The sequence below is a fragment of the Methylotenera sp. genome, from assembly GCF_029945535.1.
Taxonomy (GTDB): Bacteria; Pseudomonadota; Gammaproteobacteria; order Burkholderiales; family Methylophilaceae; genus Methylotenera.
The window spans coordinates 76,110-90,101 of record NZ_JAQSCU010000013.1 but is presented as its reverse complement, the minus strand read 5'-3'; the positions used below and the strand labels follow the sequence as shown (position 1 = coordinate 90,101).

The 13,992-nt window shown below is 43.2% G+C and carries 12 protein-coding genes; 2 read left to right on the top strand and 10 right to left on the bottom strand.

All coding sequences use genetic code 11. The annotated features are described in order from the left end of the window. Nucleotides 1–46: 46 nt before the first annotated feature. Nucleotides 47–1,942, bottom strand: coding sequence for an ATP-dependent zinc metalloprotease FtsH (ftsH, locus tag PSU72_RS08230; RefSeq protein ID WP_300431845.1), 1,896 nt, complete (start codon nucleotides 1,940–1,942; stop codon nucleotides 47–49). Nucleotides 1,943–2,097: 155 nt separating this feature from the next. Continuing rightward, a complete protein-coding gene (gene rlmE / locus PSU72_RS08225; protein ID WP_300431844.1) occupies nucleotides 2,098–2,718 on the bottom strand; it encodes a 23S rRNA (uridine(2552)-2'-O)-methyltransferase RlmE in 621 nt (206 codons plus the stop codon). 56 nt (nucleotides 2,719–2,774) lie between these two features. Between rlmE and PSU72_RS08220 the strand changes: the two genes are divergently transcribed. Further along, the gene (locus PSU72_RS08220) at nucleotides 2,775–3,068 is read left to right on the top strand and encodes a YhbY family RNA-binding protein (RefSeq protein WP_300431843.1); all 294 of its coding nucleotides are present in this window, start codon (nucleotides 2,775–2,777) and stop codon (nucleotides 3,066–3,068) included. 83 nt (nucleotides 3,069–3,151) lie between these two features. Here PSU72_RS08220 and PSU72_RS08215 read toward each other — a convergent pair whose 3' ends face one another. The 5 genes from PSU72_RS08215 to carA form a co-directional block, all read right to left on the bottom strand. Beyond that, the gene (locus PSU72_RS08215; protein WP_300431842.1) at nucleotides 3,152–3,598 is read right to left on the bottom strand and encodes a DUF4149 domain-containing protein; all 447 of its coding nucleotides are present in this window, start codon (nucleotides 3,596–3,598) and stop codon (nucleotides 3,152–3,154) included. After that, nucleotides 3,598–4,080, bottom strand: a complete 483-nt coding sequence (gene greA, locus PSU72_RS08210; protein WP_300431841.1) for a transcription elongation factor GreA — start codon at nucleotides 4,078–4,080, stop codon at nucleotides 3,598–3,600. Before greA ends, PSU72_RS08215 begins: the two co-directional genes overlap by 1 nt. A 121-nt stretch (nucleotides 4,081–4,201) precedes the next feature. Then, complete coding sequence (carB, locus tag PSU72_RS08205; protein ID WP_300431840.1) at nucleotides 4,202–7,408, bottom strand: carbamoyl-phosphate synthase large subunit; 3,207 nt, start codon at nucleotides 7,406–7,408, stop codon at nucleotides 4,202–4,204. A 38-nt stretch (nucleotides 7,409–7,446) separates the two neighbouring features. Beyond that, a complete protein-coding gene (locus tag PSU72_RS08200; RefSeq protein ID WP_300431839.1) occupies nucleotides 7,447–7,911 on the bottom strand; it encodes a hypothetical protein in 465 nt (154 codons plus the stop codon). A gap of 9 nt (nucleotides 7,912–7,920) precedes the next feature. Further along, nucleotides 7,921–9,078, bottom strand: coding sequence for a glutamine-hydrolyzing carbamoyl-phosphate synthase small subunit (gene carA / locus PSU72_RS08195; RefSeq protein WP_300431838.1), 1,158 nt, complete (start codon nucleotides 9,076–9,078; stop codon nucleotides 7,921–7,923). A 235-nt stretch (nucleotides 9,079–9,313) separates the two neighbouring features. Here carA and PSU72_RS08190 point away from each other — a divergent pair, with 235 nt between their 5' ends. Further along, nucleotides 9,314–10,648: a glutamine synthetase family protein gene (locus PSU72_RS08190; RefSeq protein ID WP_300431837.1), complete on the top strand. Its 1,335-nt coding sequence runs from the start codon at nucleotides 9,314–9,316 to the stop codon at nucleotides 10,646–10,648. Between the two features lie 25 nt (nucleotides 10,649–10,673). On the opposite strand, the gene PSU72_RS08185 is transcribed toward PSU72_RS08190, so the two are convergent. The 3 genes from PSU72_RS08185 to bamE all read right to left on the bottom strand — a co-directional run bounded on the left by PSU72_RS08185 (nucleotide 10,674) and on the right by bamE (nucleotide 13,961). After that, nucleotides 10,674–11,915, bottom strand: a complete 1,242-nt coding sequence (locus tag PSU72_RS08185; RefSeq protein ID WP_300431836.1) for a GGDEF domain-containing protein — start codon at nucleotides 11,913–11,915, stop codon at nucleotides 10,674–10,676. A gap of 109 nt (nucleotides 11,916–12,024) precedes the next feature. Further along, on the bottom strand, nucleotides 12,025–12,834 hold the full coding sequence (gene dapB / locus PSU72_RS08180; protein ID WP_300431835.1) for a 4-hydroxy-tetrahydrodipicolinate reductase: 810 nt from the start codon (nucleotides 12,832–12,834) through the stop codon (nucleotides 12,025–12,027). Between the two features lie 92 nt (nucleotides 12,835–12,926). Beyond that, complete coding sequence (gene bamE / locus PSU72_RS08175; RefSeq protein ID WP_300431834.1) at nucleotides 12,927–13,961, bottom strand: outer membrane protein assembly factor BamE; 1,035 nt, start codon at nucleotides 13,959–13,961, stop codon at nucleotides 12,927–12,929. Between the last annotated feature and the right edge of the window lie 31 nt (nucleotides 13,962–13,992).

Here is a 13,992-nt window from a genome sequence, read left to right as displayed (position 1 = left end):
AACATAAAAAAAGGGCTAGAAATCTAGCCCTTTTTAATTTTACCTCTTACTCGTTTTTAGCTGCAGGCTGCGGTGTAGGTTTTGCACCTAAACCCGCTGAACCAGAATCACGCGGTGGGTTAGCTTTGCTTTGCGTAGGCTTAGGCGGGCGCACTGCAATACCCGCCATAATGTCGTTAATTTGGTCAGCATCAATCGTTTCATATTCCATTAAAGCAGTTGTCATCGCTTCCACTTTATCGCGATTATCTTCTAGCAACTTACGTGCAATACCATATTGCTCATCTAAGATGCGACGAATTTCCGCATCCACTTTCTGCTGCGTAGCTTCAGAAACCGTTTTTGAGCTCATGCTACCAAAGAAAGAATCTTGCTCATCACCCGCATACACCATAATACCAAGCGCATCACTCATACCGTACTTAGTTACCATAGAACGCGCTAGCTTAGTCGCCCGTTCAAAGTCGTTTGAGGCGCCAGTAGACATTTGATGCATAAAGATTTCTTCAGCAATACGACCGCCAAATAAAATAGAAATTTCTTCCAGCATCTTATCTTTATAGTTGCTGATACGGTCAAACTCTGGCAATTGCCATGTTAAGCCTAATGCCCAACCACGTGGCATAATCGTTACTTTATGCACCGGGTCTGCTTTTGGCAATAGTTTGGCCACTACCGCATGACCAGACTCATGATAAGCAGTATTGCGACGCTCTTCCTCACGCATCACCATAGATTTACGCTCTGGGCCCATGTAGATTTTGTCTTTTGCATCTTCAAAATCTTGCATATCCACAGTGCGCTTGTTACGGCGCGCTGCAAATAATGCAGCTTCATTCACTAAGTTAGCTAAATCCGCACCTGAGAAGCCTGGCGTACCACGCGCTAAAATGTCTGCTTTTACATCCACATCAATTGGCACTTTGCGCATATGCACCATCAAAATTTGCTCACGACCTTTAATATCAGGCAATGACACCATCACTTGACGGTCGAAACGACCCGGACGTAATAAAGCTTTATCTAGCACATCTGCACGGTTAGTCGCAGCAATCACAATCACGCCAGAGTTACCTTCAAAGCCATCCATCTCGACCAATAATTGGTTTAATGTTTGTTCGCGCTCATCATTGCCGCCACCTGTACCAGATCCACGGCTACGACCTACCGCATCAATCTCATCAATGAAAATAATGCACGGTGAGTTTTTCTTCGCATTCTCAAACATATCACGCACACGAGATGCACCGACACCCACGAACATCTCTACGAAGTCAGAACCTGAAATAGTAAAGAATGGTACTTTAGCTTCACCCGCAATTGCACGAGCAAGCAACGTTTTACCCGTTCCTGGAGGGCCAACCATTAATACACCACGTGGAATACGGCCACCTAGCTTTTGGAATTTAGTTGGGTCACGTAAAAACTCTACAATTTCCGTCACTTCCTCTTTAGCTTCATCACAACCTGCAACATCAGCAAATGTTGTGGTGTTATTAGTTTCATCTAATTGACGTGCTTTACTTTTACCAAAAGAGAATGGACCACCACCTTTGCCGCCACCTTGCATTTGGCGCATAAAGAAAATCCAAACGCCAATTAACAATATCATTGGGAACCATGAAACAAAAATGCTCATCAATAATGATTGTTCCTCATCTGGCTTGGCTTCAACTGTTACATTGTTCTTCAATAAGTCAGAAACTAACCAAGGGTCAGAGGGTGCGAAGGTGTTGAATTTTTTACCGTCGTGCGTAGTGCCATGCAAGACACGTCCGTCAATTTGCACTTTATCGATTTGACCGTTTTTGACTTGCTGAATAAATTGTGAATACACAACTTGGCTATCTGCGCCATTTTTAACGCCAGACACATTGAAAATTGCCAATAACACCATGGCAATCGCTAACCAAATGGCAATATTCTTAAATATATTGTTCAAAATATCGTTCCTTTTTTGAAAGGGAATTATCTTATGTAGCTAATTCACTACTTTATGACTACTTGTTTAATTCACTACTTGCTAATTTTATAGTTACTATCTTACGCTTTTTACAAAAATTGTCTTTAGGATTAACTACAAAATAGTGCTCTTAATTAGGCTTTACGACCTAATCCTAACAAATACACTTCGCTACTTCTGCCACGTGACGCCTTAGGTTTACGCGTCACAACTTTATCAAACATAGTCCGCATATTTTTTACAATGTCGTCAAAACCTTCGCCTATGAATACCTTGACCAAAAAATTTCCACTTGGTTTCAGCCATTCTTTACTAAACTCCAAGGCCAGCTCTGTTAAATACGCTGCACCTGCTTGGTCAACAATAGTTATACCTGACATATTGGGTGCCATATCGGCAATTACAAGGTCTACTTGCTTACCATTTAAACTTTTTTCTAATATTTTTAGTATAGCTTCATCACGAAAATCGCCCTGAATAAATTCTACGCCTTTAATTGCCTCCATTTCGAGCAAATCTAAAGCAATAATACGTCCCTGACCCTTTAATCGCTGAACGGCCACTTGCGACCAACTGCCTGGCGTTGAGCCTAGATCTACGATAGTCATTCCAGGCTTAATCAGCTTATCTTTATCGTCAATTTCCGTAAGCTTATAGGCCGCGCGCGCTCTATAACCTTCCTTTTGCGCACGTTTTACAAACTCATCATTGATATGTTCATGTATCCAAGCTTTGCTGGAAGGTTTTAGTTTCATCTGTTAAACTGCTCGCCTATATAAATCAATAAGATAACTCAAGAAGACATACCGCCGTGAACTCAAAACAAATTAGCTACTTACGTGGCCTTGCACACAATTTAAATCCAGTAGTCATGATAAGTAATAAAGGCTTATCAGAGGCTGTATTAAAAGAAATCAACCTGAACTTAGATGCGCATGAGCTGATTAAAATCAAAGTTACGGGTGATGATAGAGAATTACGTGCGCAATTGTTGGTAGATATTTGCGCGCAAACCAATGCAGTAGCCGTACATCATATTGGTAAACAATTAGTGGTGTATAGAAAATCAGCTACTAAGCCAAAAATCGTTGTTCCAGTCAAATAATTAACTTGTGTAGGAGCGATTTTTAAATCGCGAAGTTATTAAACATTGCTTTCGCGATTTAAAAATTGCTCCTACAAATACTATTATTTTTTAACAACCACCACAAAACCTAACAGGCATTGCACCACATACGCAATGCTTGCCACGCCATGCCAAGCTTTAAATCGATTAGCAAACACGCTTTGCATAACATCTGCAGGAAAAGCATCTGCTTTCAGTTGCGCCAATATCGGTTGAATACCAAAATGCCCAACCAATACTAATAGCAACATCACAAAAAGCGCCCAAAAGTAGGACTGTTTAAGCGCCTGTGTACCATGACCTAACAAACGGTGAATCAGCAGATAAAACGCTGAAAACAATCCTAAGTAAGACACATAGGTAAAAAATTGCCCCGCTAGCTGACCTGCCAATTGATTATCTTGCAAAGTGTGAAATAGCGAATACGCTACTGCGCCTATTGTCCACAAAGCGCCGACCCAGAAAGTGATTAGTATTAAACTAAATTTATCTAGCCAATGATTTGTCATTAGATGTATTGCACCTCTAAAATTTCATATTCTTTAACACCGCCTGGTGCCACAACTTCTGCTACATCACCCTCTGATTTACCAATTAAACCACGTGAAATCGGTGAGCTCACGGAAATTTTACCATTTTTAATATCGGCTTCATCGTCACCAACAATTTGATAGGTGATGATGCTACCGCTATCCAAGTCTTCGATTCTAACGGTTGAGCCAAATACACAACGACCATCAGCATGCAGCGTTGATGGATCAATAATCATGGCATTTGAAAGTTTAGCTTCAACTTCGGCTATGCGACCTTCAATAAAGCTTTGGCGTTCTTTAGCGGCTTCATACTCAGCATTTTCAGACAAATCGCCCTGCGCGCGTGCTTCTGCAATGGCCTGAATGACCCATGGGCGGTCTACGCTGCGTAAGCGCAAAAGCTCCTCTTTTAGTTGCTCTGCGCCTTTAACGGTAACGGGTATTTGGGTAACTGCCATATTGCTAAACCTTATCTAAAATCTATTAAGCTAAAAAAATAAACCACACTCATATAGAGTGTGGCTTTTAAAACACACACCAAAAATTAAGTGTGGTTATGAATTAAAAATCTAGTGTATTTTAAGAAAGCTTTTTATGCAAGTCTTGAAGTGACTCAACTGTCAATTCTTGCATATGCGCCATACCTACACATGCCGCTTTAGCACCAGCCAGCGTTGTGTAGTAAGTCACTTTATTTTGCAACGCGCTACGGCGAATTTCGTAAGAATCAACAACTGCACGCTTGTCTTCAGTCACGTTCACAATAAAGCTAATGTCACCATTTTTAATCATATCAACAATATGCGGACGGCCTTCAGCCACTTTGTTCACTGAAGCTACTTTTAGACCATTAGCTGTCAATGCAGTTGCTGTGCCTTTAGTCGCGACTAACTCAAAACCTAAGTCATGCAAAGCATGGGCGATTTCAACCACTTTATTGTAATCTTCTTTACGCACGCTAATAAACGCTCTGCCACCTTCAGGCAACTTAGCCGAAGCACCAAGCTGTGACTTGAGGAAAGCTTCTGCGAATGTTGCACCAACGCCCATCACTTCACCCGTAGACTTCATTTCCGGGCCTAGAATAGTATCTACGCCAGGGAATTTAATGAACGGGAATACCGCCTCTTTGACTGAATAGAATGGAGGCACAATCTCGCGCGTCACGCCTTGTGCTTTAAGTGAAGTCCCTATCATGCAGCGCGCAGCCACTTTAGCCAATTGCAAACCACAGGCTTTAGAAACAAACGGCACTGTGCGTGATGCACGTGGATTTACTTCTAACACAAATACTGTTTTTCCTTGAATAGCAAACTGCACATTCATTAAACCTACTACGCCCAAGGCACGCGCCATTTGTTTAGTTTGGTCACGCAACTCATCTTGCAGTTTGGCTGATAAGCTAAACGGCGGTAACGAACAGGCTGAGTCGCCAGAATGCACACCAGCTTGTTCAACGTGCTCCATAATGCCGCCGATAATCACGTCACCGGTGTTATCACATAGCGCGTCCACATCAACTTCTAGCGCGTCATTCAAAAACCTGTCTAACAATACAGGTGACTCATTCGACACTTTTACCGCTTCACGCATGTAACGCTCAAGTTGAGATTGCTCTTGCACAATCTCCATCGCACGACCACCCAACACATATGAAGGACGAACTACGAGCGGATAACCAATTTCCAAAGCTAAGCGTATCGCTTCATCTGGCGTTCTCGCAGTGCGGTTTGGCGGTTGTTTTAAACCAAGCTCTTGCAACATTTTTTGGAAGCGTTCGCGATCTTCTGCCATATCAATCGCGTCTGGCGTTGTACCAATGATAGGCACGCCAGCTTTTTCTAAATCGCGCGCTAGTTTAAGAGGCGTTTGGCCACCATATTGCACAATCACGCCTACTGGTTTTTCTAACGCTACGATTTCAAGCACATCTTCCAACGTCACCGGCTCAAAGTACAAGCGATCTGAAGTATCGTAATCAGTTGAAACCGTTTCAGGGTTACAGTTCACCATAATGGTTTCATAACCGTCTTCACGCATGGCAAATGCAGCATGCACACAGCAATAATCGAACTCAATACCTTGACCAATACGATTCGGGCCACCGCCCAAAATCATAATCTTCTTTTTATTGGTTGGCGCGGCTTCACACTCTTCTTCGTATGTTGAATACATGTAAGCAGTGTTGGTCGAAAACTCAGCTGCACAAGTATCTACGCGTTTGTAAACTGGGCGCACTTGTAAAGCTTGTCTGTAAGCACGCACAGCGTGCTGGTCGGTATTAAGCAATGTGGCCAAGCGTCTGTCAGAAAAACCACTGCGCTTTAATTTCAGCATAGCTTGTTTATCTAAATCAGCGATTTGCTTGCCTTTAAGCGCCTGTTCCCTATCGATTAAATCTTTGATTTGAACTAGGAACCAATGGTCAATTTTTGAAATATCGAATACTTGTTCAACGCTCATACCCATTCTGAAGGCATCGCCGACATACCAAATACGCTCAGGGCCTGGTACGCCCATTTCTTTGGTAATAGTGTCTAAATCTGTTGTTTTTTCATCCAAGCCATCAACGCCGACTTCAAGACCACGCAAGGCTTTTTGGAATGACTCTTGGAAGGTGCGACCGATCGCCATTACTTCGCCCACAGACTTCATTTGCGTAGTTAAACGTGAGTCTGCTTGTGGGAATTTTTCAAATGCAAAACGTGGGATTTTTGTAACTACGTAGTCAATACTAGGCTCGAATGACGCCGGTGTTGCACCACCAGTAATCTCATTACGTAACTCATCTAGAGTAAAGCCAACCGCTAACTTAGCAGCCACTTTTGCAATTGGGAAACCAGTTGCTTTTGAAGCCAATGCTGATGAACGCGATACACGCGGGTTCATCTCAATCACAATCATACGGCCATCATCAGGATTAATGGCAAACTGTACGTTTGAACCACCAGTATCCACGCCAATTTCACGCAACACGGCAAGTGAGGCGTTACGCATGATTTGATACTCTTTATCACTCAGCGTTTGCGCAGGTGCTACGGTGATTGAGTCACCAGTATGCACGCCCATAGGGTCTAAGTTTTCAATTGAGCAAATAATGATGCAGTTATCCGCAGAGTCGCGCACAACTTCCATCTCATATTCCTTCCAACCCAATAGCGATTCCTCAATCAGCAATTCATTGGTTGGTGAAGCATCAAGACCGCGTTCGCAAATTTCTACAAACTCTTCACGATTGTAAGCGATACCGCCACCGCTACCGCCCATAGTGAATGATGGGCGAATAATCGTTGGGTAACCAATGCTTGCTTGCACTTGCAAGGCCTCTTCCATGCTATGAGCTACAGCAGAACGCGCTGAACCCAAGCCAATTTTAGTCATGGCTTCTTTAAATTTTTGACGATCTTCAGCTTTATCAATCGCCTCTTTTGAAGCGCCAATTAGCTCAACTTTATACTTTACTAATACGCCATGTTTATCTAAATCTAATGCGCAATTCAGCGCGGTTTGGCCGCCCATCGTTGGCAACAAAGCATCTGGACGCTCTTTAGCAATGATTTTTTCAACCACCTGCCAAGTCACAGGCTCGATATAAGTCGCATCGGCCATTTCAGGATCAGTCATGATGGTGGCTGGATTAGAGTTCACCAAAATCACGCGGTAACCTTCTTCACGAAGCGCTTTACATGCCTGCGCGCCAGAATAGTCAAACTCGCAAGCTTGCCCAATCACAATTGGACCCGCGCCGATGATTAGAATAGATTTAATGTCTGTACGTTTTGCCATTCAATTTAACTTTATAGATATTTAATTTTTTAAAACTACTATTTAACACGCCCAGCGCGCAACATTTTATAACCAATGTAGAACAAAAACGCTGACGGTAAAAACAACCACCAAGCTGTAAAGGGATTAAGTATGATTGAAGCAATAATACCTAGAAGCCCTAAAAAACACGCAATCAATGCGTATATGTAATCAGCAACCACATGCCCCAACTCAATCACGTGATAAATCTTATCTACAATTGACCGCGTACTCTCAGGCAGTTTTTCCCGACTTTCTGCTTTAATCTGCTGGAAGCGATCTAGCCACTGCATTGGGCTGTACCACTTCACTTCAACCTTGCCACTTTGCGCCACGGACTCTTGTCGCGCAACTTTATAAATAACAATCAATAAAAATGATCCAACAATCCACCAATAGTAATGTGTTAGCCAAAGTTGCCAATCTCTTGGCAGCTTACCAAACCAAACATTCAACCACTTGCTTAGCTCAATAAACTCCATTTAAAGCTTTTACTTTCTTGCACCTTGCTTTTGCGCTTCCATAGACTGCACAAATTTATCAAACAAATAGCTCATCTCGGTTGGACCTGGGCTTGCCTCTGGGTGGCCTTGAAAGCTAAATGCAGGTTTGTCTGTACGCGCAATGCCCTGCAAGCTACCATCAAACAATGAAACGTGCGTGGTTTTGATATTAGCGGGTAAATTTGCTGCATCTACCGCAAAACCATGGTTTTGACTCGTAATGTATACACGCTTAGATTCAACATCTTGCACAGGATGATTTGCACCGTGGTGACCAAATTTCATTTTATGCGTTTTAGCATTGCTCGCTAACGCCAACAGCTGATGACCTAAACAAATACCAAATGTTGGAATACCAGTTTCAACGATGCTTTTAATGGCAGAAATAGCATAATCACATGGCGCTGGATCACCAGGGCCATTTGAAAGAAACACGCCATCTGGCTTATAAGCCAGCGCTTCTGCCGCTGAAGTTTGCGCAGGTAGCACAGTTACTTTACAGCCACGAGAAACTAGCATGCGTAGAATGTTTCGTTTAACACCGTAGTCGTAAGCCACTACGTGAAATTTTGGTGTAGCCGCGTAAGTAAAACCTTTGCCTAACGCCCACTCACCTTCAGTAAATTCATAAGGCTTGTCACAGCTCACCACTTTAGCTAAATCCATGCCAGACAAGCCTGGGAAACCAGCAATCGCAGCTTGTGCCAACTCAATCGCCTTAGTTTCATCAGCTTCACCCGCGATTATCGCACCAGTTTGCGCACCTTTTTCGCGCAACATTCTGGTTAACTTACGCGTATCAATATCAGCAATCGCCACGACATTGTTAGCATTTAAATACTCTGAAAGTGACTGAGTTTTTCTAAAGTTGCTATGCGTAAGTGGCAAATCACGAATGATCAAACCACTGGCGTAAACTTGACCAGACTCTACGTCTTCAAGATTCACGCCATAATTACCAATGTGTGGATAAGTCAGCGTAACGATTTGTTTAGTGTAAGATGGATCTGTGAGAATTTCTTGGTAGCCAGTCATTGAGGTGTTGAATACAACTTCACCCACTGTTTGGCCAGAAGCACCGATTGATGTTCCACGAAACACAGTTCCATCTGCAAGTACTAGTATGGCGGGCAGGTTTTGTGACACGGTAACTCCTTGGATTAGAACATTAATTAATTTTTTAGTGCTAAGTTCATTATAGTATTCATCATGAACAAATGGCAGATACGCAAAACGGGAGGAGCTTTATACTCTTCCCGTTTCAGAATTAACGAATCATACCGAAAAGCGGCTTGCTTTTCAACTTTTGATTGTAACTTGATTGTAAAAAGCCGCTTAGAATTTTAAAGTAGAAGTAAATAAAATACGTTAAAGGTTAGCTATGAACAAATCGATTTCCCAACTTATCACTGAAAACCACATCCATGAAATTGAGTGCGTGATACCCGATATGACGGGTATCGCACGCGGCAAAATACTACCTAAAGATTTGTTTTTAAGCGCAGGTGAAATGCGTTTGCCTAAAAGCGTGTTGTTGAATACAGTGAATGGTCAGCAACCTGATAACGGGCCTTATGTGGGAGATACCGACCCCGATATGATCTGCAAGCCAGACATTTCAACCTTTAGAGTTGTGCCTTGGGCGGCAGAGCCTGTGGCCGTGATTATTCACGACTGTTTGGAATGGGATGGCACACCAGTAGCGCTTTCGCCGCGTGCTGTGCTGCGACGTGTGATCGACCTTTATACGCAACGTGGATGGCGCCCTGTAGTAGCGCCTGAAATGGAGTTTTTTCTGGTTGCGCGCCAACAAAACCCGCATGAACCTCTACAACCGCCTATTGGTCGCACAGGCAAGCCTGAGGCTGGCAGACAGAGTTATTCAATTGATGCGGTAAATGACTTTGACCCATTCTTTATGGAGCTGTCTAAATTCTGCGACGTGCACAGATTGGGCGTTGAGACTTTGATTCATGAAGCTGGTGCAGGGCAAATGGAGATCAATTTCACGCATGGCGACCCACTAGAACTTGCTGACCGTGTATTTTTATTCAAACGTACGGTGCGTGAAACGGCTTTACGTCACGGCATATTCGCCACATTTATGGCAAAACCGATGGAAGCCGAGCCTGGTAGCGCTATGCATATACATCAAAGCGTTATTGATGCTGACGGCATCAATATATTTAGCAAAGCCGACGGTAGCGCTAGCCCTGAGTTTTTCCACTATATCGCAGGCTTACAAAAATATGTTCCGCAAGTGATGCCAATGTTTGCACCTTACGTAAACTCATATCGTAGACTAGCGCCATTTATGTCAGCCCCTACTAATGTGCGTTGGGGTTATGACAACCGCACTTGTGGCATACGTGTACCTAACTCTGATGCAAGTTCAAGACGTGTTGAGAATCGCGTACCAGGCGTAGATGTAAACCCCTATTTAGCGATTGCCGCCACGCTAGCTTGTGGTTACCAAGGCATAGTTGAAGCGCTGCAGCCAACTGAAGCACTAACAACTAGCGCATGGAATATGGCGGATGACCTGCCACATCATTTAGAAGATGCGATTGAATTGCTGCGTAATTGTGAGCCTATGCATGAGCTTTTTGGCACAAAATTTGTTGATGCTTTTTGTGCGGTTAAAGAATTAGAATATGGCACCTACAACCGCGTGATTAGCTCGTGGGAGCGCGAGCATTTATTGTTACTGGTATAAATCTATAATGAATTTGACAGCTGGATTAGATTTCGCTCGACGTTAATATATCGTCTGCGTAAACAACAAACATATTGCGGCCAAGGCGTTTAGCTGAGTACATCGCTTCATCAGCACACTTCAATAAATTAGCTGGCGTGGCGCCTGACTTAGAGTAAATCGCCACACCTAAGCTGCCGCCAATTTCTAAGACTTTACCGTCAATCTCAAAGGGTTTAGTCAGCGCTTTAATGATTTTTTCTGCAGCCACCGTTGCTTGCTGCTCATCTTCCACTTTTGGCAATAGAATCACAAACTCATCGCCGCCTATTCTAGCGACGGTGTCATCTGTGCGGAGTAACTCTTTTAAACGCCCCGCAACACTGACTAACAATCGGTCACCTACCTCATGCCCATAATCATCATTGACGGCTTTAAAGTAATCCAGATCCAAGAACATAATAGCGACCATTTGTTTGGAGCGCTTAGCGGCTTTAAATGCTTGCGCTGCTCTGTCATCTAATAATCTACGATTTGGCAAGCCAGTCAATGCATCATAGTAGGCTAATTCTGAAAGCACAGTGGTTGAGTCAAATAACTGCTTGAGTAGGTTTTCCACATACTCGTTTCTAAGAATCAAGCCAGTTAAAATTAATAAAAAGAATAGCGTTAGCAAGGCGGGAAACAAAGTTTTACTTAGCAAACGTTTATTCCAGCCCTTTGCAGCCACATCTACATTCAACATGACAAAATTTGGCGTTTTAACCGTCACAGTCACGGGTACACGTGCACTAATCCATGAGCCCCAGTGGTCTGTGACTGGACCTTCTACAATTGGCGCTCTTATTTTCATCACGCGCTTTAGTTCATCACTCGCCTCGGTAAATATCTCAGCGAGTTTGGATATTTCTGAGGGCGGCTGAGGGCTGGCATCAAGTAAAAATCGAACCTGTTTTTTGCTTTGAGTTTTATCTAAATACAACAGATAAATAAAGTGACAATCCACATTCACTCTACATGCGCTATTCAACTTAGAATTAAGTTCGACTAAATCCTCTACCTTAATTAGATCTGGATCTGTATTTAGCGTCTTAGCAAACGGTTGCCAGTCGATAGATTTCTCGATAGTTCTAGCATAGGTAATTAAATTGCTACGCATTTCCTCGTCTTGTGCTTGCTTGGTATGTATGACAAACAGCACACCAGCAGCCGAGGTAATCGTAAATAACAGGATATAAAAGAATCTCGAGCTACATAAAAAGGATTTTAATCCGGCGAACTTAATCATGAAAATTTCGTTTCTGAATTCTGAATGGACTCTTGATTTGAAATCAAGATATGTGGCTAGAGGTGCTGCAAGCAGTGTCTTTTAGGGTTCCAAGGTTAACTAAATGTAACTATCTCAACCCTAAAACATCTTGCATATCAAAAAGTCCAGTTTGCTTGCCAATTAGAAATTTTGCAGCGCGTAAAGCGCCCGATGCAAATGTAGCGCGGCTGCTGGCTTTGTGCGTCAACTCTACGCGCTCACCTAAGCCCGCAAACAATACTGTGTGATCGCCCACCACATCGCCGCCACGTACCGTAGCAAAACCAATGGTGTTAGGGTCGCGCTCACCCGTTACGCCTTCACGGCCATAAACGGCACACTCTTCTAAGTTGCGACCCAGCGCACTTGCTGCAGCTTCACCCAAACGCAAAGCCGTACCAGATGGAGCATCTACTTTGAAGCGATGATGCGCTTCAATAATCTCGATATCGAAACCTTCATTCAACACTTTAGCTGCAGACTGCACTAAGTTAATCAATAAAGATACGCCAACACTGGTGTTCGGCGCAAAAACAATGGCTATATTTTTAGAAGCAGCCTCAATCAGCAACTTTTGTTCCGCAGAAAACCCTGTCGTGCCGATAATCATTTTGACATTGTGTTTTTGGCAGGCAGCTAAATACATTAAGCTAGCTTCTGGGCGGGTAAAATCGACCAAAATATCCGCATTTTCCAAGGCTTCATCTATATTATCGGTAACTTTTACACCTGAAATTTTGCCTTGTTGTTCGCCCGCATCGCGACCAAGCTGAAGATTACCTGAGCGATCAAGCGCACCATGCAACACTAAGTCCGCATCAGCAAATACACATTCAAGAAGAGCGTGACCCATTCGACCAGAACAGCCCGCGATGACCACTTTTAAAGGATTTGCCATGATTCTAACTACCTAATAAATCTATAATATTTTAAAAAAAATGTTCTCGTCATTACCTAACAACGTTTTGCGAGTTAGTCTGCTCTGAAAAACTAGAAACCAATTTTCTCTAGCATTCTGTCAAAAAAACTTGGTTCACCTTCTGGAGGTAAATCTTTTGGCTTAGGTACAGATTTATTACCTGCACGTGGCGCCGCTGGCGCTGGAGCGGCTTCTACTTCAGCCTCTTCAGGCAACTTTAGATTTCTATCAAACTTCATACCTGCAGTTGATTCATAAGGCTTGATTGGTTCAGCTAGAGTTTTAACAGGTTCAGTTTTAGCTTGCGTAACAGTAGCTTTTTTTTCGGGTGCAGCTTTCATTTCAACTACTGGGCTAGATTGCACAGGTACAACCTCTTTTGCAGGCTCAACAACTGGTGGCACTTCAGCTACAGCAGCAATAGTAGCAGTCGCTTCCACAGGTATAGATGCTGCAGTAGGTACATTCATTGGCAATGCCTCTAGTGGCACAGCCATCATTGATTGCGGCTCATCTGACTTGGGCTCCTCTATAGGCGTTGCAGATTTCCTAGCCAGCTCATCTTTAGCTTGCTCTACTGCACTTTTGGCAGCCTCTTCAGCCTCAGCTTTTGCTTTAGCAGCCTCTGCTTCTTTAGCTAGCGTTGCTTCGTCCTTTTGCCAAAACTTCAACTTATTGAGCACGCCTTTTTCTGCAGGTTTTTCTGTTGGGTTTATGACGCGCGTACCGCTATTTGTAGAACCTTCTTCGGTTTTTGACTCGCTACCTTTTGGAATCACATCACCACGCACTGTTTTTAAAGCCTCACCGTCAAAATCTAAAATCACACGACGCTGCTCGGTAATCTTACCTTTTTCGCGCATTTGATAAACGTAATCCCAGCGATTACCGTGAAAGCTATCTTGAATTAAGGGCGTACCCATAATGAAACGTACTTGCGACTTGGTCATACCAGGTCGCAATTGCAATAACATTTTAGAAGTCACTACATTGCCTTGTTGCACATCCAGCTTGTAAGGTTTTATCGTTGGCAATGCTGTGCCGCATGACGCGCAGAGAACTGCGAATAAAATAACTATGTACCGCAAAGTAGAAAAAATACGCATATTATGACTTTAGTTTGAATTAGCGTTAATA

What these genes read in the sequence shown, in the direction of transcription:
- rlmE (WP_300431844.1), bottom strand. Translation starts at nt 2,718, where the DNA reads ATGAAACTAAAACCTTCCAGCAAAGCTTGGATACATGAACATATCAAT.
- PSU72_RS08215 (WP_300431842.1), bottom strand. Translation starts at nt 3,598, where the DNA reads ATGACAAATCATTGGCTAGATAAATTTAGTTTAATACTAATCACTTTC.
- greA (WP_300431841.1), bottom strand. Translation starts at nt 4,080, where the DNA reads ATGGCAGTTACCCAAATACCCGTTACCGTTAAAGGCGCAGAGCAACTA.
- carB (WP_300431840.1), bottom strand. Translation starts at nt 7,408, where the DNA reads ATGGCAAAACGTACAGACATTAAATCTATTCTAATCATCGGCGCGGGT.
- PSU72_RS08200 (WP_300431839.1), bottom strand. Translation starts at nt 7,911, where the DNA reads ATGGAGTTTATTGAGCTAAGCAAGTGGTTGAATGTTTGGTTTGGTAAG.
- PSU72_RS08190 (WP_300431837.1), top strand. Translation starts at nt 9,314, where the DNA reads ATGAACAAATCGATTTCCCAACTTATCACTGAAAACCACATCCATGAA.
- PSU72_RS08185 (WP_300431836.1), bottom strand. Translation starts at nt 11,915, where the DNA reads ATGATTAAGTTCGCCGGATTAAAATCCTTTTTATGTAGCTCGAGATTC.
- dapB (WP_300431835.1), bottom strand. Translation starts at nt 12,834, where the DNA reads ATGGCAAATCCTTTAAAAGTGGTCATCGCGGGCTGTTCTGGTCGAATG.
- bamE (WP_300431834.1), bottom strand. Translation starts at nt 13,961, where the DNA reads ATGCGTATTTTTTCTACTTTGCGGTACATAGTTATTTTATTCGCAGTT.